A 19,112-nucleotide genomic window follows, 5' to 3' on the forward strand; every position below is an offset into this window, starting at 1 on the left:
GCTTGGTCGCTCATGTGCTCACTTACCGACCAGGCTGCACTTGCTACGGTCGAGCGGGCGAAATGCCTGATCGGGGGCGATCTTCGTCACCAGCTTGACGAAGTCCCAGGGGCCCTTCGATTCGGCGGGGGTCTTGACCTGGACCAGATACAGGTCGTGCACCATGCGCTGGTCGTCGCGGATCTGGCCGTGGTCCGCATAGGCGTCCGAGACCGGCGTCGCCTTCATCCTCGCCATCACGCTTGCGCCGTCGTCGCTGTCGGCATCCTTCACCGCCTGCAGATAGTGCCGCACGGCCGAATAGACCCCGGCCTGTATCTGTGACGGCATCGCCCTCCGGCGCGCGTAGAACGCGTCGGAGAAGCGGCGCGCGGTGGGAGAGGCATCCTCGAAGAAGCTGGTGACGATGAGATCGCCCTGCGTCGCCTTGAGGCCGATGGCTTCGATGTCGACGTTCTGGAACGACATCGGCACGATCTTCATGCCCTGGGCCGCAAGCCCGAATTCCTCGGCCTGCTTGATGGCTGTGGCATTGTCGCCGGCGACGTTGAGCGCCAGGATCTTGGCGCCGGAGGCCTGGGCCTGCAGCAGGAAGGATCCGTAGTCCGGCGTGCCGAGCTGCGCCTTGACGCTGCCGGCGACCTTGCCGCCGAGCTCGGCGATGCGGGCGCGCGCGGTCGCCTCGACCGAATGGCCGAACGCGTAGTCGCCGGTGATGAAGAACCATGGCTCCTTGCTGGTCTGCATGATGCCCGAGACGACTGCGGTCGCGGTCGAATAGGCGTCGTGCGTCCATTGCACCGAGGTCGGGGCGCAAGCTTCGTCGGTCAGCTGGTTGGCGCCGGCCCCCGAGATGAGAAAGATCTTGCCGTTGCTACGCACCAGCTCCTGGACGCCAAGGGCCGCGCCGGAGCTGCCGCCGTCGGCGATCGCCTGCACACCGTCCTGCTCGAACCAGCGCCGGGCGATCGCGACCGCGATATCCGGCTTGTTCTGATGGTCAGCCTGAATGATTTCGATCGGCCTGCCGTTGATCTTGCCGCCAAATTCCTCAGCGGCCATCCGGGCCGCTTCCACGGAGCCGGGCCCCATCGCGGTCGCGAAGATGCCGGTCATGTCGGTGAGCACACCGATACGGATGGCACTCCCCTTGATTTCGGCCTGCGCGGATGAGCCTGCAAGCAGCAGCAGGCCAGCGATGCTGGATCTGAGACAGCGCGACATGATGATCCTCCCCGGACTTGAAGATTTGGTTTTTTGTCGTGTTTGATTGGTGCGCCTCGCGGTTCTCCGCGAGGCGGAGACGTCAGGCTGCCGGTTCGGCAGCCACGGGATTGCGCAGCACGCCGATGCCCGAGATGTCGACCTCGACCGTATCGCCGGGCTTCATGAACAGAGGCGGGGTGCGCTTGAAGCCGACGCCTCCCGGCGTGCCGGTGACGATCACGTCCCCCGGCAGCAAGGTCATGATCGTCGAGCAATAGACGATCAGATCGGGGACATCGGTGATGAGGAGATCCGTGGTGGTCCGCTGCACGGTCTCGCCATTGAGGCGGGTCTGCAGCGTCAGTTTCGACGGGTCGGGAATTTCATCAGCCGTGACCAGCCAGGGGCCGAACGCGCCAGACCGGTCGAAGGTCTTGCCCGACAGGAATTGCGATGTATGGCGCTGCCAGTCGCGGATGCTGCCTTCATTGTAGCAGGAATAGCCGGCGATGTGCGCGAGCGCGTCCTGGCGCCGGATGTGCCGGCCGGCTTTCCCGATCACGAGCGCAAGCTCGCCCTCGTAGTCGAAATGATCGGAGACACCAGGGCGAATGACCGGCTGCAGATGGCCGACTTGGCTGGTGGGAAAGCGCGCAAACAGCGCAGGTTTCGCGGTGACGGTCCGCCCGGTCTCGGCGACGTGGTCGCGATAGTTCAGGCCAACGCAGATGATCTTGCCGGGATCAGGGATGACGGGCGCGAAGGTGATTGCATCGAGCGGATAGTCGGTCTGTTCGCGGGCGAGCAGTTCGGCGGCGTGACCGAGCGCATCCGCCTCGATCAGCGCGCGCAGGCTCTTCGACGGCAGGCGCCGGCCGAGGTCGACCACACCGTCTCCCTTCACGGCGCCGTATCCGGGACGCCCGTCAATGACAAAGGAAACCAGCTTCATACGTGAACCCTCTCAGCAAAACGGAAACGATCAGGCGGCGCTCGGCCGCGGCGCGAGGACGGACAACAGCGCGGCGAGATCTTCACTCTTCTGCACGGCACCCAGGATGTAGCGGTCCGGGCGCATCAGCACGGCGGCGAAGCCGTGCTCATCGAGCCAACCGTCGAGGCCGCTAGCCTCCTCGCCGGAAATGATGGCGACGTCAGCCGCCGCCAAGCCGGCATGATGCTGCTCGATCACCGCGGCACCGAGTCCAGACCGGCACAGCAGCGCGAAGCGATAGCCGACGCGGTCGTCGCTGCGGCCGAGATCGCGGGTGCGGAATTGCGGTGCCAGCTTTCCCGTCATGCTTCGATCGCCGCCGGCGAGGCCCGGGCCGAGCACTGGCTTCTGCACGTCGAGCTTGAGCTGGCCGTCGCCCTGTGCCGTGCCGGTCGCGAGCGCCGCCTCGACCGCCCTGGTGTTGATGAGTCCGCCCAGCCGTATCGCGAGCTCGATGAATTCGCGCACGTGGGGCGCGCGCTCGCTCTGATAGGTGTCGAGAAGATCAGGCGTTGCCTTGCCGGCAATCACAAGGGCCAGCTTCCATGCGAGGTTGGCCGCGTCGCGAATGCCGGCACACATGCCCTGACCGAGGAAAGGCGGGGTCTGGTGCGCGGAATCACCTGCGAGCAAGAGCCGTCCGGCACGCCATTGCTGGGCGACCGCGGAGTGGAATGTGTAGACGGCGGCGCGTTCGATCTCGGCCTCTGCGGACTGGAGCCAGGGCGAGAGCAGCTCCCACACGCGCGCCGGTTGGGTGATCTCGACCGCGTCCTCGTCAGGACGAACCGTGATCTCCCACCGACGCCGGTTGCCGGTGCCGCGAATATAGGTTGCGGGACGCTGCGGGTTGCAGTGCTGGACGCTGAAGTCGCCGAGATCGGGCCGCTCCTGCCTCAGCAGCACGTCGCAGACGAGCCAGCGCTCGTGAAAGCCGAGATCGTCCAGCGCCGAGCCGATGAAGCGGCGCACCAGCGAACGTGCACCGTCGCAGCCGATGACATAGGCGCAGGAGATGTCGACGAGCCGGCCGGTACCGAGGTCTTCATAGCGAACGCGCGCACCGTTGTGGTCCTGCTCGAGCGCGAAGACATCACAGCGCGTGCGCAGCTCGACATGAGGCCAGCGCGCGAGTCCCTTGTTGAGCACGTTTTCGAGATCGGGCTGGTGGAATCGGTAGCTCAGATTCCAGCCCATCGAGGTCGGCTCGCGGGTGCGCGGCCAGTCGAGCAGCAGCCGTCCCTCGGCATCGACGAAGCGCATGCCGGGACTCAATGTAAGGTGGGGCAGGATGGCGTCGGCAAGGCCGATGGTCTGGAACACGCGCATGCATTCGTCGTCGAAATGCACCGCGCGCGGCAAATGATAAGCCTTGGCTTCGCGCTCCAGGATCAGGGTGCGGATGCCGCACAGGCCGAGCAGATTGGCGAGCGTCGAGCCCACGGGCCCGCGACCGACGATGACGACGTCGAAGCTTCCGGAATGTGCAGCCATGTTGCTCATGGCCGCATCTGTTCCGCAACCGCCTCGCACCTTCAAGGCGCGGTCGCAAACTGTCCACGCAGCGGACGCTCAGGCCTGGACGGGAATCGCGGCCGCGGCGTCGCGCAATGGGGCCGCGTATTGAGCGACAGCCTCCTCGAGGGTCATGGCGGAGCGGATCCAGATGATCGAAATGCAGCCGAAGACGACGTCGCCACGAACGATCGGCACTGCGATCGACGACGTCTTCGGATTGAATTCGCCCTCGTTGCGGATTGCATAGCCGCGCTGAGCCGTTTCCGTCACCATGCGCTGCAGCCGCTCGTGCGCCAGGAAGGAGACGTCCTCCGCATTCTCGATGCGTCGCAGGTGGTTGATGATGATGTCCCGCTCTGCGGGCGGGCAAGCGGCCAGATAGGCCCGGCCGGCCGAGGTCTGCAGCATCGGCAGGCGCTTGCCGATCATGCTGCGATCGATCGAGAGCGGGCTGCGCGCATGAGTGGTCTCCTGGATGACCATCGCGCCGTTTTCATAAGTCGACAGATCGACCGGCCAGATCAGGCTGCGGCTGAGCTCGGCGAGATAGGGCGCGGCGACCTGGCAGATGAAGATGCCGGGATCATAGCCGTCGCCGAGGCTCAACGCGTGGCGCGTCACCCGGAAGCGGTCGTCGCTGGCGCTGCGCGCGACATAGCCGAGTTCCTCGAGTGTCTCGAGCAACCGATAGACCGTAGGCCGCGGCAGATCGAGCTGGCGCGCCACGTCGCCGGCGCGAATGCCCCCGGACCGATTGACCGCGCGCAGCACGTCGAGCCCCCGCTTGAAGGCGCGGACACCCTCCGCAGGACGGGCTTGCGGAGATCGCGTCCGTTGCTTGGACACTTGGAAAATCCTCCCTGTTCTTCGTTTCCGTCCGCCGATACCGTCTTGAGAACGCGAGCCGGATGCAGGGGCGGCAGTCTACTGCAGGACCGCGCGGAGCTGATACGAAATTCCGCCCGCACCTTTCGGGAGAAAACAAGATGGAAATAACGGCGCTCGGTTACATCGGCATCAGGTCGTCCCAAGCGGAGCAGTGGGGACGCATGGCGACCGAGCTCCTCGGGATGCAGCGCGTGGATCGCGCGGCCAGCGTGCAGGCCTATCGGATGGATGATCGCAAGCAGCGGCTGATCGTCGATGGCAGCGGCGATGGCGGGCTCGCCGTCATGGGCTGGGAGGTCGGCGACGCCGCGGCGCTCGCGCGCCTCGCGAGCCGTCTCGACGACAACGGCGTGAAGGTGGCCCGCGGTTCGCAGGCACTGGTCGACGAGCGTCATGTCACCGAGCTGATCTGCTTTCAGGATCCCGCCGGCAACACGATCGAGGTGTTCTGGGGTGCAGCCGTCGCCTCGGATCCCTTCAGGCCGGGACGTCCGATCTCCGGCTTTCGCACCGGGCCGCTCGGCATGGGACACGTCGTGCTCAACGTCGAGGACGTCGAGCCGCTGCTGCGGTTCTATCGCGACCTGCTCGGCTTCAAGGTGTCCGACTTCGGCCTGACGCCGTACAAGCTCTATTTCTTCCACGTCAACGGCCGCCACCACAGCTTCGCGATGGTCGGCTCCGGTCGCCGCACACTGCATCACTTCATGGTGGAACTAGGTAGTCTCGACGACGTCGGCCAGGGCTACGACCTGGCACAGCTCGACGACGGGCGCGTGGCCTACACGCTGGGCCGTCACACCAACGACCACATGACCTCGTTCTACGTCAACACGCCCTCCGGCTTCTTCATCGAATATGGCTGGGGCGGCCGGGTGATCGATCCCGCGACCTGGCAGCCGCATGAGACCTTTGACGGCCCGTCGCTGTGGGGGCACGAGCGATTGTACCTGCCGGATGAGCAGCGCAAGCGCCTGCGCGATATGCGGCTGTCCGCGGCTGCACGCGGCGTTCGCGTGCCGGATCCTCGCGTTCCGGCACTGAACTGCGCGTGGCTCGACGCCGTGGTCGCGCAGGAATGAACTAAGCAGCGCGCTACACCGGAATCCGCACGCTCGCCCGCAACCCGCCCATCGGGCTGTCGCCGAGGGTGATGTCGCCGCCATGGGACCGCGCGATGTCGCGGGCGATGGCGAGGCCCAAGCCCGTGCCGCCCTCGTCCTGGTTACGCGCGTCGTCGAGGCGCAGGAACGGCTTGAATACCTCCTCGCGCATGTCGGCCGGGATGCCCGGGCCGTCATCGTCGACGGTGATGGTGAGGTAGCGGTGGTCGCGATGGCCGGTGATGGCGATCGCATCGGCATGGCGGGCGGCGTTGGAGACGAGATTGCCGAGGCAGCGCTTCAGCGCCTGCGGCTTCACGGTGACCACAGGCAGGCCGTGGAACGAGACCGTGGCGGAATGGCCGTTGCGCTCGGCGTCGCCGCGCAGCTCCTCGAGCGCGTTGGAGATGTCGGTCGGCTGCGCGATCTCGCCATTGTCGCCGCGTGCGAACGCCAGATAATCCTCCAGCATGTGCGACATCTCGTCGACGTCCTTGCGCATGGCGTCGATCTCGGGACTGTCGCCGAGCAGCGCCAGCTCCAGCTTGAAGCGCGTCAGGATGGTGCGCAGATCGTGGCTGACGCCGGCCAGCATCGCCGTGCGCTGCTCCAGGGTGCGCTCGATGCGCGCCTTCATCTCCAGGAAGGCGTGTGCAGCACGCCGCACCTCGCGCGCGCCGCGCGGCCGGAAGTTCGGCACCTCGCGGCCCTTGCCGAAACTCTCGGCGGCGTCGGCAAGGCGCAGGATCGGCTTGATCTGGTTGCGCAGGAACAGCACCGAGACGATCAGCAGGATCGAGGAGGTGCCGACCATCCAGAACAGGAAGATATCGGTGTTCGACGCGTAGGCCGCGCCACGCTGCGCGAACACGCGCATCACGGCGTCATCGAGCGCGATGCGGATCTCGACCAGATTGGAGCGGCCGACGGTGTCGATCCAGAACGGGCGGCTGATCTGGCGGCCGATCTGGCTCGACAGCGACTGGTCGAGCAGGTTGAAGAACGGTTTTGGCCCCGGCGGCGGCATGTCGCCGGCGGGCAGGAAGTCGACCACCAGGTTGAGCCGCTGCTGCGCGATCCGGCGCAGCATGGTGCGGTCCTTGTCCTGCGGATAGCCCTTGTAGATGTCGATCAGCGCGGCGACGTCCTGCACCACGGCGGCGGAGAGGCGTCGCGTCACCGTGTTCCAGTGCCGCTCCATGAACACGCCCGCGACCACCGTCTGCAGGATCACCATCGGCACGATCATGATCAGCAGCGCGCGGGCATAGAGGCCGGTCGGCATCCAGCCCTTGAACGCGTTGCCCACCACGCTGTTGGCGCGCGACACCCGCCGCGACGCGGTGCGGATCAGGATGAGGCCGGTGTCGAGCGTGCTCATGATAATCCTAACGCGCGCCGTTTCCGTCATTGCGAGGAGCCCCCGGGTCTCGCCCGCGGCGAGCCCGAGGGCAGGCTCCGCGACGAAGCAATCCAGAATCGTCGCGGGACTCTGGATTGCTTCGCTTCGCTCGCAATGACGCGGAGATGCCAGGTCGTTTCAGGTCTTGCGGTGAGGAAGCTAGCTCAGATGCTTTCAAGGCAACGTGGTCGGAATGGCCCGGCATATCAACCGCTCATCTCAACCCGACGTCATCAGCCGGTAGCCGATGCCGCGCACGGCCTGCAGGAACAGCGGGTTGGCCGGATCGCTCTCGAGCTTGCGGCGCAGGCGGTTGATCTGGACGTCGACGGCGCGCTCGTTGACGGTGCCGTTGCCGGTCAGCGCGCCGCGCGGCACGGTCTCGCCGCGGGCATTGGCGAGGATGCGCAGCATCTCGCGCTCGCGGTCGGTGAGGTGGACGATCTCCTCGCCCTGCTTTAGCTCGCCGCGCGCCAGATGATAGACGAACGGCCCGAACGCGATCTGCTCGACGACCTCCTCGGCCGGCGGCGGCGCGGCGCGCTTGAGGATGTTGCCGATGCGCAGCGCGAGCTCTCGCGGTTCAAAAGGTTTTGCGACGTAGTCGTCGGCGCCGAGCTGCAGGCCCTCGATGCGGCTCTCCGGCTCAGCCCGTGCGGTCAGCATCACGATCGGCACCGAGGATTGCGTGCGGATGAAGCGGGCGAGGTCGAAGCCGCTTTCGCCGGGCATCATCACGTCGAGGATCAGGAGATCGAAATGCAGTCCCGTCAGCTTGGCGCGGGCATCGCTCGCGCTCGCCGCGGTGGTGACGCGATAGCCTTCGCCGCGCAGAAAGCGCGACAGCAGGTCGCGGATGCGGCGGTCGTCGTCGACGAGCAGGAGATGCGGCGCGTCGTCGGCCGGCGTCTGCTGATGATGCGGGGCGATGGCGGCGATCGTCACGGTCACTCCTTGGCAGCGGCGACAGGCGTCTTGAAGATGGCTTCCAGCACCTTGTCCGGATCGTCGCGATCGATCATCGCGCGCAGGAACTGCCGGACCTTCTCGGCGCCGGCCGGTCCGATCTGCTCCAGCGCGCGATCAATGCGCCGCGTCTGCAGCCCGGCCAGCTTGGCGACCAGCGCCTCGCCCTTCGGCGTGGCGAAAAGAAGGCGCTGCCGGCGATCGTTGTTGCCGGTCTTCTGCACGATGTAGCCTTCGTCGAGCAGCTGCTTGAGCACGCGTCCGAGCGACTGCTTGGTGATGCGGAGAACGTCGAGCAGATCGGCGACCTTCAGGCCGGGATAGCGTGTGACGAAATGCATCACGCGGTGATGCGCCCGGCCGAACCCGAACGCCTCCAGCTCGTGGTCGGCATCGCCGACGAAGTCGCGGTAGGCGAAGAACAAGAGCTCGATGATGTCCCAGCGCAGCGGCTCGCCGCCGGCAGCCGCGGAGGGCTCAGCCGCCCGCAGCTCGGGGCTCAACGTCGGAGACGAGAAATTTATGTCAGCCATATTGACGTTTCTGCGGTTCAATGTTACAAAACAATCGTCCGCTGCGAAATTTTAGATCGTTTCATCGGCGGGCGATGGCTCTCCAGGCGTGTCTGAACGGGCCGTAGGCAACCCCGACGGGCATCCCTGGGCGACGTATCGAACAACCGTGTGATGTCGAGCGGCATTTCGGCAAACCATACTGGACTTCCGCCGGGCGCAAAAGCATGTCCTGTAGTGGCATGCTTGCCCGGTGACCGGCTCAAAAGCCGGTCGCGGCAGGTCCGAAATTCAAAAAGCCGACTGGCCCGATCGGACGGGTCGGCGCCAGAACTCGCGAATGGCGATCAAGCGGGGGAAGCAAGGACATGACTTTGACATTCGACATCAAGCCGACGACGAACCCGACCTCCGACCAGGAGCGTGCTGCCAAGCTCGCCAACCCGGGCTTCGGCCGGGTGTTCACCGATCACATGGCCGTGGTCCAGTACAGCCAGGACAAGGGCTGGCACAGCGCGCGGGTCGAATCCCGCGCCAACTTCCCGCTCGATCCGGCCGCGGCCGTCCTGCATTACGCGCAGGAGATCTTCGAGGGCCTCAAGGCCTATAAGCGCGACGATGGCGGCGTGAACCTGTTCCGCCCCGATGCCAACGCGAAGCGGTTCTGGAACTCGGCCGAGCGCATGGCGATGGCGCAACTGCCGCCGGAGGTTTTCATCGAGGCGGTCGAGCAGCTCGTCCGCATCGATCGCGCCTGGATCCCCGGCGGCGAGGGCAGCCTGTATCTGCGCCCGTTCATGATCGCCAACGAGGTGTTCCTCGGCGTGAAGCCGTCGGCGGAATACATCTTCGCGGTCATCGCCTCGCCGGTCGGCTCCTATTTCAAGGGCGGGCCGGCCCCGGTCTCGATCTGGGTCTCGGAGAACTACACCCGCGCCGCGGTCGGCGGCACCGGCGGCGTCAAATGCGGCGGCAATTATGCCGCGAGCCTCAAGGCGCAGGCCGAGGCGATCCAGCATGGCTGCGACCAGGTCGTGTTCCTGGATGCGATCGAGCGCCGCTATGTCGAGGAGCTCGGCGGCATGAACGTGTTCTTCGTGTTCGACGATGGCTCGCTGTCGACGCCGCCGCTCGGCACCATCCTGCCCGGCATCACCCGCGATTCCATCATCAAGCTGGCGCGCGACGCCGGCCGCGAGGTGCGCGAGGAGGCGTATTCGATCGACCAGTGGCGGACGGACGCCAAGAGCGGTCGTCTGAAGGAGGCGTTCGCCTGCGGCACCGCTGCCGTCATCTCGCCGATCGGCAAGGTGTGCTCGGCGAACGGCGACGTCCTGATCAACGGCGGCGAGGCCGGCCCGGTCGCCATGGGCCTGCGCAAGCAGCTGGTCGACATCCAGTACGGCCGCAGCCCCGATCCGCATCAGTGGATCCGGGACGTGAAGTAGGGGGCATGCCTCCCTAGCGCTTGCAGGTTCTGGGCACAGTCTAGCAGCGATGACGGTTTGCTCCCTCCCCCGCTTGCGGGGGAGGGCTGGGGAGGGGGAAGCCCCGTAAAGACCACCGTTGGGACGCCCCCACCCCAACCCTCCCCCGCACGCGGGGGAGGGGGCGCACCGCATGCGTGGCGGAAGCGTGGCTCTCACTGAGAATGCTGAGCCAGTGCCATGCGCCAGCACCTGACCGGCCCGCGGGTTGCCGCACCGGGCCCCGACTGCTACCAACCAAGCAACGCATTCCATCCCGTAGGGTGGGCAAAAGGCCGCGTAGCGGACCGTGCCCACCACTTCGGCGTTTATCAGCCATGGTGGGCCCGCTGCGCTTGGCCCACCCTACGTTCCGGTCCCCATGTCCGACAAACCCAAGAAACCCCAGAAGCTGAAGGCGCGGCTGCCGCGCGGGCTCGAGGATCGCGGCCCCGCGGCGATCGCAGCGACGCGCGAGATGGTCGAGAAGATCCGCGCCGTCTACGAGCGCTACGGCTTCGAGCCGGTGGAGACGCCGGCGTTCGAATACACCGACGCGCTCGGCAAATTCCTGCCCGACCAGGACCGTCCGAACGAAGGCGTGTTCTCGTTTCAGGACGACGACGAGCAGTGGATCTCGCTGCGCTATGATCTGACCGCGCCGCTGGCGCGCTACGTCGGTGAACGCTACGGCACCGATGGCCTGGTGCTGCCCTATCGCAGCTATCGCTCGGGCTACGTCTTCCGCAACGAGAAGCCCGGCCCCGGCCGCTTCCGCCAGTTCATGCAGTTCGACGCCGACACCGTCGGCTCCGCATCGCCCGCGGCGGACGCCGAGATGTGCATGATGGCGGCCGACACGATGGAGGCGCTGGGGATTCCGCGTGGGGACTACGCGATCAAGGTCAACAATCGCAAGGTGCTCGACGGCGTGATGGAGTCGATCGGCCTCGGCGGTGACGAGAATTTCGGCCGCCGGCTGATCGTGCTGCGCGCGATCGACAAGCTCGATCGTCTCGGCGAGCGCGGCGTGCGTGAGCTGCTTGGACCGGGCCGCAAGGACGAGAGCGGCGACTTCACCAAGGGCGCTGGACTCGACGACACCCAGATCAAGAAGATCGAGACCTTCGTCAATGCGCGTACGCTGGTCGCGCCGCCGCTGCTCGCCTATGCCGGCGACAAGGATGTCCAGCAGCGCGTTGCGGGCGATCCCGATCGCAAAGACAACGAGTATGACATCGCCCGCCGTATCGCCGACATGCTGCGCGAGACCTTTGCCGACTCGAAACTGGCGATCGATGGTTTGAACGAACTCGTCGAGATCGCGCGCCTGGTTGATGCGGCCGGCTATCAGAGCCAGATCACGGTCGATCCGTCGGTGGTGCGCGGGCTCGAATACTACACGGGGCCGGTGTTCGAGGCGCAGTTGCTCGCCGAGATTCCCAACGAGAAGGGCCAGCCGGTGGTGTTCGGCTCGGTCGGCGGCGGCGGGCGCTACGATGGCCTCGTCTCGCGCTTCCGCGGCGAGCCGGTACCGGCGACCGGCTTCTCGATCGGCGTGTCGCGCCTGCAGGCGGCGCTGACGATGCTCGGCAAGCTCGACACGCGGCCGGCGTTCGGGCCAGTGGTCGTCACCGTGTTCGATCGCGAGCGCGTCGCGGACTATCAGAAGATGGTGTCGACCCTGCGCAATCACGGCATCCGCGCCGAGCTCTATCTCGGCAATCCGAAGAACATGGGCAACCAGCTCAAATATGCCGACCGCCGCAACGCGCCCTGCGTCATCATCCAGGGCTCGGACGAAAAGGCGCGCGGCGAGGTGCAGATCAAGGACCTGATCGAGGGCGCCAAGGCGGCGGCTGCGATCGCCTCCAACCAGGAATGGCGGGAGAGCCGCCCGGCGCAGTTCTCCTGCAAGGAGGACGAGCTCATAGCCGGCGTCCGCGACGTGCTCGCGCGCCATGACGTGAGCTGGGGGTAGGCATTCCTTGCGGTCGTCATGCCCGGCCTTGTGCCGGGCATCCACGTCTTGTTTGATTGGAGAAACGTGGATGGCCGGGACAAGCCCGGCCATGACGAGGGAGAGAGCGAATGCCCGAGATCACCGTGAGCATGGCCGCCGGCCGCACCGACGAGCAGAAGGCCAACATGATGCGCGACATCACCAAGGCCCTGGTGACGCATCTTGGCGTCGATCCGGAAGCGGTGGTGATCCAGATCAACGAGGCGCCGCTGACGCACAAGATGAAGGGCGGCAAGACCTTCGTCGAGCGCCTGGCCGAGCAGAAGAAGTAGTTGGCCGTCGTCCTGGCGAAAGCGAGGCTATGACATCTGTCTCGACGATCACCGCCGTCGTCCCGGCGAACGCCGGGACCCATACCCCCAGGGAGCGGTTCGAGGCACGCTGGTCATTGGCCCTTTGCCCATCACGACCGCCACGGCGTATGGATCCCGGATCGGCGCGCGCTTGTCCGGGACGACAGCGGAGTTTGGAGCAGCCATGGACGCACGTGAGTTCATCAAGCCGGGCATGCGCGCCGAGCGTTTGCTCGTCGTGCCGCCGGAGCGCACCGTCGGGCATTTCGTGCCGCACATGCCGATGGTCTATGCGACGCCGATGATGATCCTGGAGATGGAGATGACGTCGGGCGATGCCATCAACCCGGTGCTGCCGCCGGGCTGGGTCACGGTCGGCACCGAGGTCAACGTCCGCCATCTCGCGGCGTCGCCGGTCGGCGCGACCATCCGCACGGTCGCCGAGGTGATCGAGGTCGAGCGCCGCGTCATCCGCTTCTCGGTCGAGGCCTATCATGGCGAGGTGAAGATCGGCGACGGCCGTCACGGCCGCGGCCTCATCAATGTCGAGCAGTTCAAGAAGCGGTTCGGCGTGACGTAGCCGCACCGCGCTAGACCGACTGGCCCGTCTTCAACAGCGAGCAGCCGGTGATCTTGAGGCTGCCGTCGGGCTGGGTCTGCAGCGTGTAGAGCGCCTCCCACGCCTCGCCTTCGGCATCGACGATGTGGACGCGCTGCGCGATGCTGCCGTCCTCGACCTGCGCGGCGCCGAATTCGAAGCTGCGATGGCGATAGACCGGCGGATAGCCGCTCTTGACCATGCTCATGAAGATCTCGACGCTCGGAAACAGCGCCTGGATCTCCGGCGCGGCCTGGGCATAGGCGGTCGCGCCGTCGTCGCGCGCCAGGGCCTGCTCTTGGGCGCGAATCACGCTCTGCGCCGCGCTGGCGTCGGCCGCGGCGGCGGGGCGGGCCAGCAGCGCCAGCAGCAGGACGAGCGGCACCAGAATGCGCATGTCGTGTCCTCCATCGGCGGTTCGGATCGATCTATCATGCGCCACGCGCCGCCCGTGACAAGCCTGCCGTGGCGCGTCAATGTCGCCGACCGGCGGCGATCGACCGGCTGGATTGTGTCGACATCGTCACGTCTTCGCGAGCCATGCGGCCGACGCGGTGCCGGTCGCGATGGGACCGGCTTGATCTGGTCCGACCCGGCGCGAATCATGCATGCAGGGCGGCGAACCACACAGGGGCAGCATGACCGATTTTTCCAGGACCCGATCGCTCTTCACGATCCCTGAAGGCGTCATCTATCTCGACGGCAACTCGCTCGGCGCGCTGCCGTCAGCGGTGCCGGCGCGCGTCAACAGCATGATCGAGGCGGAGTGGGGACGGGAGCTCATCCGCGGCTGGAATAGTGCGGGATGGATGGTGCAGCCGCGCCGCGTCGGCGACCGCATCGCCCGGCTGATCGGGGCCGCGCCCGGCACGGTCGTGATGGGCGATACGCTCTCGATCAAGGTGTATCAGGCGCTCGCCGCGGCGCTGTCGCTCAATCCGGGCCGCCGCGTGATCCTGTCCGACAGCGGCAACTTCCCGTCCGATCTCTATATGGCGCAGGGCCTGGTCCGCATGCTCGGCGACCGCGCCACCTTGAAGGTGGTCGAGCCCGAGCAGGTGGAGGCGGCGATCGACGACAGCGTCGCCGTGCTGATGCTGACCGAGGTGGATTACCGCACCGGCCGGATGCACGACATGACGGCGCTGACGACAAAGGCGCATGACGCCGGTGCGCTCGCGGTGTGGGACCTCGCGCATTCCGCCGGCGCCGTGCCGGTCGATCTCGCCGGCGCGGACGCCGACTTCGCGGTCGGCTGCACCTACAAATATCTCAACGGCGGCCCCGGCGCGCCGGCCTTCATCTATGTCGCGCCGCGCCATGCCGATATCGCGCCGCCGGCGCTGTCGGGCTGGATGGGGCACGAGGCGCCGTTCGCCTTCGATCTCGATTATCGCCCGGGCGGCGGCATCGAGCGGATGCGCATCGGCACGCCGCCGATCATCGCACTGGCCGCGCTCGATGCCGCGCTCGACGCCTGGGACGGCGTGTCGATGCAGGACGTGCGCGCGGCCTCGATCGCGCTGTCGGAATTGTTCATCGCCGAGGTCGAGAAACGCTGTCCGTCGCTGACCTTGGCGTCGCCGCGCGATCCGTCGCGGCGCGGCAGCCAGGTGTCGTTCCGCCATCCCGACGGCTATGCGATCATGCGGGCGCTGATCGCGCGCGGCGTGATCGGCGACTTCCGCGCGCCGGATGCACTGCGCTTCGGCTTCACGCCGCTCTATCTCGGCGAAGCCGAGGTGCGCGGCGCCGTCGACATCCTCGCGGAGGTCCTCGACAACAAGCTGTGGGACAGACCCGACTATCGCCAGAAGGAGCTCGTGACGTGAGCAACGGTCCCTACGATCCCGCCACCGAAGGTGCGCGGATGAACTTCAAGGGACGGATGTCCTATAGCGACTATCTGATGCTGGATCGCCTGCTCGACGCCCAGGCGCCGCTGTCCTCGGCCCATGACGAGCTCTTGTTCATCATCCAGCACCAGACCTCCGAGCTATGGATGAAGCTCGCCATCCACGAGATCAAGGCGGCAATGGCCGCGATCGCCAAAGACGACGTGCAGCCGGCGTTCAAGATGCTGACGCGGGTGTCGCGCATCTTCGAGCAGCTCAACGGTGCGTGGGACGTGCTGCGCACGATGACTCCGAGCGAATACACGCTGTTCCGCGACAAGCTCGGCGAGTCCTCGGGCTTCCAGTCGTTCCAGTATCGCTCGATCGAATTCCTGCTCGGCAACCGCAATCTGGCGATGCTGCGCCCGCATGCGCATCACCCCGAGCTGACCGCCGAGCTGGAAGCGATCCTGGCGAAGCCGAGCCTCTACGACGAAGCGCTGCGGCTGCTGGCGCGGCGCGGCTTCTTCATCGGCGCCGACGGGCAGCGCACTGACTGGCGCGGCACGCGCAGCGAGAGCGCGGAGGTGACGGCGGCCTGGACCAGCGTCTATCGCGATCCGCAGCGGCATTGGGAATTGTATGAGCTCGCCGAGAAGCTGGTCGATTTCGAGGATTATTTCCGCCGCTGGCGCTTCAACCACGTCACCACGGTGGAGCGCATCATCGGCTTCAAGACCGGCACCGGTGGCACCAGCGGCGTCAATTACTTGCGCAAGATGCTGGAGATCGTGCTGTTCCCCGAGCTCTGGAAGCTGCGCACCGGGCTGTGAGCCTCGCGCTCATCATTCGATCAGGAGATCCTCATGCTCTATGCCGTCAAGGACTGGGACAATGCCTACGCCAACGGCCCTAACATCGCCGGTGGCGAGCGCTGGCCCGGCCTGTGGGTCGCGCCGGCGGAAGCCTATCGCACGACATTGGCGGGGCAGGGCCGGGCGAAGCTCGACATCGCCTATGGCGCGCACGACCGTCAGCGCCTCGACCTGTTTCTTCCCGAGGGGACGCCGAAGGGCCTCGTCGTGTTCGTGCATGGCGGCTACTGGATGCGGCTCGACAAGAGCTTCTGGTCGCATCTCGCGCAAGGCTCCATCGCGTGCGGCCATGCCGTGGCGATGCCGTCCTACCGGCTCTGTCCCGAGGTCGGCATCGCCGATATTTCGGCCGACGTGGCGCAGGCGATCGCGCGCGCGATGGACGAGGTCGCGGGGCCGGTGGCGCTGACCGGGCATTCCGCCGGCGGCCATCTCGTCAGCCGCATGATTTGCCGCGGCGCGCCGCTGCCGCCGGAGCGGCAGGGCCGCATCACCAGCGTGGTCTCGATCTCCGGCCTGCACGATCTGCGCCCGCTGCAGCGGACCGCGATGAACGAGACGCTGCACATCGACGACGCTACGGCTGCGAAGGAGAGCCCCGCGCTGCTGGTGCCGGTCGACGGCGTCAAGGTCACCGCCTGGGTCGGCGGCGCCGAGCGCAACGAATTCCGCCGCCAGGCCCAATTGCTCGCCAACATCTGGACCGGGCTCGGGGCCTCCACTGCCTATGTCGAGGCGCCGGACCGGCACCATTTCGACGTGATCGACGAACTGGCGGATCCGGAGAGTGGGTTGGTGCAGGCGCTGGTGGGGTAGTCTCAAGTAGCGTCGATTGCAGCGCTCGCCCCGTGCTCCGTGCATGCGTTCTGCGGTGACGGCGCTGCGACCTCATCTCCCCTCCCCCTTGCGGGGAGGGGTTGGGGGTGGGGGTCCCCGGGCGCTGAACTTGACTAGGTGCGCTGTCGATATTTTCCAGGATGCGAGTCCATTTGAAGCGCGGATCAGGATATCCGCTTGCGACGTGCCGGAAGCGCGTCCTGCGTCAACGATGGTGATGGTCTCCGCGGAGCCGCGGAGCTTCAGCGCTCCTCACATCGAGCGTGACTCGTGGACCCCCACCCCCGACCCCTCCCCGCAAGGGGGAGGGGAGCTCATCGTCATCGTGGCGATATCTCGAATCCGGCGACGATCGCGTCAGCTCTCCGCCACCGCATCTCCCCACGCATGGAAGATCTCCGTGGCGCCGCTGTTCAAATCGCCCTCGCGCATCACGACGCTGGGGCAGGCGAACTTCATCGGCATGGTCTGCACCGGTGCCGGCACGGTCTCGAACTTCGCTGTCAGCGCGTCCATCACCTCCTCCGGCAGGCGCGTATCCGCGCCGACCACGTCACCCTCGCTGGCGTCGATGCGAGGCTGGTGGATCGCCGTGTCGAGATCCATGCCGAAGTCCATTACGAAGGAGAGCATCTGCGCCACGGCGGGCAGGATGCGCCGGCCGCCGGAGGCGCCCAGCGCGAGGCGGCGGCCGTCGGCGGCCTGCGCCACCACCGGCGTGTAGTTGGTGAGGCAGCGCTTGCCCGGCGCCAGCGAGTTCGTCGTGCCGGGCGTCGGGTCGAACCACATGATGCCGTTGTTCATCATGATGCCGCTCTGCGGCGCTTGGAATTTCGAGCCGAAGCCGGACAGCAGGGTCTGCGTCACCGCGGCCATGTTGCCGTCGTGGTCCACCACCGAGTAGTGCGTGGTGCAGGCCGGTGCCAGATATTCGGCGCCGAGCGCGCGCTTGCCGGGCGCATCGCCCATGTCGTTGAGCCGTTCGCGATAGGCCGACTGCATCGCTTCGGCATAGGCGATGAAGGCGCTTGCATCAGGAGTCTTGCCCGAGGCCGTCACGCGCGCCTGCATCAGCCGCAAGGCGTGTGCGAGCGTCGGGCCGGCCGTCAGCTCCGGTGTCGCGAACACCGTGCCGCCGCGATAGGGAATGCGCAGCGGCTCGCGGTGATGTGCCTCGAACGCGGCGAGGTCATCCACTGAAAGCGCGCCACCGGCGGCCTGGATGTCGCGGCTGAGCGAGCGCGCAATGTCGCCCCGGTAGAAGTCGCGCGCGCCGGCGCTGGCAAGATGTGCCAGCGTCGCCTTCAGCTGCTCCTGCGGCAGCCGTGTCACCGCTTTCGCGCCCCATTGCGGGTTCGGCGGCAAACCATCCTTCAGATAGGCCGCGGCGCTGCCGGGATAGCGGCGCAGGTCTGCGGCGCAGCTCGAGATCATCACGGTGGTCCACCAGTCCACCAGCAGGCCCTCGGCGGCGAGCTTCACGCTCGGCGTGACGAGATCCTGCCACGGCAGCCGCGCGTAGCGGCGATGCGCCGCCTCCATGCCCGCGACGACGCCGGGCACTGCGATCGCGCCGGGGCCGTGCAGATTGCGGTCGTCCTTGACGCGGGGCCAGGGGAAGATGTCGGCTGCGACGCTGCCGTCGTTGGCCAGCGGATAGTCCGCGACGTCAAGGCTGTCAGGGGCGCGCATGCCGTAGTCGATCACCTCGACGTGGTTGTCCCTGGCGCGGTACAGCAGCATGGCGCCGCCGCCGCCGAGGCCGCTCATCCACGGCTCGAGCACGCCGAGCGCAAAGCCGGTCGCCACCACGGCATCGACGCAGTCGCCGCCCGCGGCCAGCACCTCGGCACCGACCTCGGCGGCGCGCCGTGACTGTGCCGCGACGATGCCGCCCTTGCTGGTCACCGCCGGCTTGCGGATCTGCTGACGATTGGAAAACTGGTACGGCATGGCACTCCCCCGATCCCGCCTAATTGTCCGGCGAATTGACACCGCCAAGCCTCGGCGCACAATCGGCAACAGCGGGACGCTCCCCAGCCCGGATCGAATGACGGTTGCCTGCGTTGAGGAGATGTTTACCAATGGGTATTATGGTCTTCGGCAGACCAGATCGATCTCGATCAGCGCGTCATAGGCGAGACCGGTGACGCCGACGCAGGTGCGGGCCGGTAGCCGGCCCGGCGGGAAGAATGAACGGTAAGTTTCATTCATTGCCGTGTAATCGCGCTTGAATTCGGTCAGGTAAATCCGAGACATCACAATATGTTCGAGACCAAGGTTGAGACCTTGGAGGATGTACTTCAAGTTCTGCATCACCGCCTTCGTCTGATCCACGATGCCGTCGGGCAGCACGCCCGGTGCCTCCGGTGAATCCGGCATCTGACCGGTGACGAACACGAAGCCGTCGGTCTCGACCGCGTGACTGAACGGCGCCACGGGTTTCGTCGCGCCGGAGATCATGTGGAACTGCATGGTCGGATTCCTCTGCGAGTGAATGTGTAGGGTGGGCAAAGCGGCGCCGCAGGCGGCGCGTGCCCACCATCATCAGCGGATGCGCCGCGGTGGGCACGGCGCGACGTACATCATGATCGAT

At 66.6% G+C, this 19,112-nt stretch carries 18 protein-coding genes; 8 read left to right on the top strand and 10 right to left on the bottom strand.

Annotated features, from left to right (window positions below; genetic code table 11):
* Positions 1-18 precede the first annotated feature (18 nt).
* The 4 genes from QX121_RS03555 to QX121_RS03570 all read right to left on the bottom strand — a co-directional run bounded on the left by QX121_RS03555 (position 19) and on the right by QX121_RS03570 (position 4,564).
* On the bottom strand, positions 19-1,224 hold the full coding sequence (locus tag QX121_RS03555) for an ABC transporter substrate-binding protein (RefSeq protein ID WP_315811171.1): 1,206 nt from the start codon (positions 1,222-1,224) through the stop codon (positions 19-21).
* Positions 1,225-1,306: 82 nt separating this feature from the next.
* Entirely contained in the window at positions 1,307-2,158 is an 852-nt protein-coding gene (locus tag QX121_RS03560; RefSeq protein WP_315796112.1) for a fumarylacetoacetate hydrolase family protein, read from the bottom strand.
* Positions 2,159-2,188: 30 nt separating this feature from the next.
* Positions 2,189-3,703, bottom strand: coding sequence for a bifunctional 3-(3-hydroxy-phenyl)propionate/3-hydroxycinnamic acid hydroxylase (locus tag QX121_RS03565; protein WP_315811172.1), 1,515 nt, complete (start codon positions 3,701-3,703; stop codon positions 2,189-2,191).
* A 69-nt stretch (positions 3,704-3,772) separates the two neighbouring features.
* Positions 3,773-4,564: a DNA-binding transcriptional regulator gene (locus tag QX121_RS03570; RefSeq protein ID WP_315811173.1), complete on the bottom strand. Its 792-nt coding sequence runs from the start codon at positions 4,562-4,564 to the stop codon at positions 3,773-3,775.
* Positions 4,565-4,704: 140 nt separating this feature from the next.
* Between QX121_RS03570 and QX121_RS03575 the strand changes: the two genes are divergently transcribed.
* Positions 4,705-5,688, top strand: coding sequence for a VOC family protein (locus tag QX121_RS03575; protein ID WP_315811174.1), 984 nt, complete (start codon positions 4,705-4,707; stop codon positions 5,686-5,688).
* A gap of 13 nt (positions 5,689-5,701) precedes the next feature.
* Here the strand turns inward: QX121_RS03575 and QX121_RS03580 are convergent, their stop codons facing one another.
* From QX121_RS03580 to QX121_RS03590, 3 genes are all read right to left on the bottom strand, one after another.
* Entirely contained in the window at positions 5,702-7,090 is a 1,389-nt protein-coding gene (locus QX121_RS03580) for an ATP-binding protein (protein ID WP_315811175.1), read from the bottom strand.
* Between the two features lie 240 nt (positions 7,091-7,330).
* A complete protein-coding gene (locus QX121_RS03585; protein ID WP_315736618.1) occupies positions 7,331-8,062 on the bottom strand; it encodes a response regulator transcription factor in 732 nt (243 codons plus the stop codon).
* Positions 8,059-8,610: a MarR family winged helix-turn-helix transcriptional regulator gene (locus QX121_RS03590; protein ID WP_315778001.1), complete on the bottom strand. Its 552-nt coding sequence runs from the start codon at positions 8,608-8,610 to the stop codon at positions 8,059-8,061. The genes QX121_RS03585 and QX121_RS03590 overlap by 4 nt, the downstream gene beginning before the upstream one ends.
* A 347-nt stretch (positions 8,611-8,957) precedes the next feature.
* On the opposite strand from QX121_RS03590, the gene QX121_RS03595 reads away from it, so the two are divergent.
* From QX121_RS03595 to QX121_RS03610, 4 genes are all read left to right on the top strand, one after another.
* The gene (locus QX121_RS03595) at positions 8,958-10,037 is read left to right on the top strand and encodes a branched-chain amino acid aminotransferase (RefSeq protein WP_315811176.1); all 1,080 of its coding nucleotides are present in this window, start codon (positions 8,958-8,960) and stop codon (positions 10,035-10,037) included.
* A gap of 400 nt (positions 10,038-10,437) precedes the next feature.
* Complete coding sequence (gene hisS, locus QX121_RS03600; RefSeq protein ID WP_315811177.1) at positions 10,438-12,036, top strand: histidine--tRNA ligase; 1,599 nt, start codon at positions 10,438-10,440, stop codon at positions 12,034-12,036.
* A 110-nt stretch (positions 12,037-12,146) separates the two neighbouring features.
* A complete protein-coding gene (locus QX121_RS03605) occupies positions 12,147-12,350 on the top strand; it encodes a tautomerase family protein (RefSeq protein WP_015669268.1) in 204 nt (67 codons plus the stop codon).
* Between the two features lie 205 nt (positions 12,351-12,555).
* Positions 12,556-12,951: a thioesterase family protein gene (locus tag QX121_RS03610; RefSeq protein ID WP_315736623.1), complete on the top strand. Its 396-nt coding sequence runs from the start codon at positions 12,556-12,558 to the stop codon at positions 12,949-12,951.
* A gap of 10 nt (positions 12,952-12,961) precedes the next feature.
* Here the strand turns inward: QX121_RS03610 and QX121_RS03615 are convergent, their stop codons facing one another.
* Positions 12,962-13,366 (bottom strand): DUF4864 domain-containing protein, encoded by a 405-nt coding sequence (locus QX121_RS03615; RefSeq protein ID WP_315736624.1) that lies wholly within the window; start codon positions 13,364-13,366, stop codon positions 12,962-12,964.
* Positions 13,367-13,607: 241 nt separating this feature from the next.
* Between QX121_RS03615 and kynU the strand changes: the two genes are divergently transcribed.
* From kynU to QX121_RS03630, 3 genes are read left to right on the top strand one after another with little or no spacing between them, the layout of a single operon-like run.
* Positions 13,608-14,801, top strand: coding sequence for a kynureninase (gene kynU, locus QX121_RS03620; RefSeq protein ID WP_315811178.1), 1,194 nt, complete (start codon positions 13,608-13,610; stop codon positions 14,799-14,801).
* Positions 14,798-15,637, top strand: coding sequence for a tryptophan 2,3-dioxygenase (gene kynA / locus QX121_RS03625; RefSeq protein WP_315811179.1), 840 nt, complete (start codon positions 14,798-14,800; stop codon positions 15,635-15,637). Before kynU ends, kynA begins: the two co-directional genes overlap by 4 nt.
* A 33-nt stretch (positions 15,638-15,670) precedes the next feature.
* Entirely contained in the window at positions 15,671-16,495 is an 825-nt protein-coding gene (locus QX121_RS03630) for an alpha/beta hydrolase (protein WP_315811180.1), read from the top strand.
* 378 nt (positions 16,496-16,873) lie between these two features.
* Here QX121_RS03630 and QX121_RS03635 read toward each other — a convergent pair whose 3' ends face one another.
* Together QX121_RS03635 and QX121_RS03640 are read right to left on the bottom strand one after the other, a co-directional pair.
* Positions 16,874-18,469 (bottom strand): gamma-glutamyltransferase family protein, encoded by a 1,596-nt coding sequence (locus QX121_RS03635; RefSeq protein WP_315811181.1) that lies wholly within the window; start codon positions 18,467-18,469, stop codon positions 16,874-16,876.
* A gap of 138 nt (positions 18,470-18,607) precedes the next feature.
* Positions 18,608-18,991, bottom strand: coding sequence for a RidA family protein (locus QX121_RS03640; RefSeq protein ID WP_315778978.1), 384 nt, complete (start codon positions 18,989-18,991; stop codon positions 18,608-18,610).
* Positions 18,992-19,112 lie beyond the last annotated feature (121 nt).

It is taken from the genome of Bradyrhizobium sp. SZCCHNR2028 (assembly GCF_032380995.1).
GTDB lineage: Bacteria > Pseudomonadota > Alphaproteobacteria > Rhizobiales > Xanthobacteraceae > Bradyrhizobium.

Coding starts and splice junctions, on each gene's coding strand:
- QX121_RS03610 (WP_315736623.1), top strand. CDS start 12,556: ATGGACGCACGTGAGTTCATCAAGCCGGGCATGCGCGCCGAGCGTTTG.
- QX121_RS03635 (WP_315811181.1), bottom strand. CDS start 18,469: ATGCCGTACCAGTTTTCCAATCGTCAGCAGATCCGCAAGCCGGCGGTG.
- QX121_RS03630 (WP_315811180.1), top strand. CDS start 15,671: ATGCTCTATGCCGTCAAGGACTGGGACAATGCCTACGCCAACGGCCCT.
- kynU (WP_315811178.1), top strand. CDS start 13,608: ATGACCGATTTTTCCAGGACCCGATCGCTCTTCACGATCCCTGAAGGC.
- QX121_RS03560 (WP_315796112.1), bottom strand. CDS start 2,158: ATGAAGCTGGTTTCCTTTGTCATTGACGGGCGTCCCGGATACGGCGCC.
- QX121_RS03565 (WP_315811172.1), bottom strand. CDS start 3,703: ATGAGCAACATGGCTGCACATTCCGGAAGCTTCGACGTCGTCATCGTC.
- hisS (WP_315811177.1), top strand. CDS start 10,438: ATGTCCGACAAACCCAAGAAACCCCAGAAGCTGAAGGCGCGGCTGCCG.
- QX121_RS03605 (WP_015669268.1), top strand. CDS start 12,147: ATGCCCGAGATCACCGTGAGCATGGCCGCCGGCCGCACCGACGAGCAG.
- QX121_RS03575 (WP_315811174.1), top strand. CDS start 4,705: ATGGAAATAACGGCGCTCGGTTACATCGGCATCAGGTCGTCCCAAGCG.
- QX121_RS03595 (WP_315811176.1), top strand. CDS start 8,958: ATGACTTTGACATTCGACATCAAGCCGACGACGAACCCGACCTCCGAC.
- QX121_RS03615 (WP_315736624.1), bottom strand. CDS start 13,366: ATGCGCATTCTGGTGCCGCTCGTCCTGCTGCTGGCGCTGCTGGCCCGC.
- QX121_RS03555 (WP_315811171.1), bottom strand. CDS start 1,224: ATGTCGCGCTGTCTCAGATCCAGCATCGCTGGCCTGCTGCTGCTTGCA.
- QX121_RS03590 (WP_315778001.1), bottom strand. CDS start 8,610: ATGGCTGACATAAATTTCTCGTCTCCGACGTTGAGCCCCGAGCTGCGG.
- QX121_RS03580 (WP_315811175.1), bottom strand. CDS start 7,090: ATGAGCACGCTCGACACCGGCCTCATCCTGATCCGCACCGCGTCGCGG.
- QX121_RS03640 (WP_315778978.1), bottom strand. CDS start 18,991: ATGCAGTTCCACATGATCTCCGGCGCGACGAAACCCGTGGCGCCGTTC.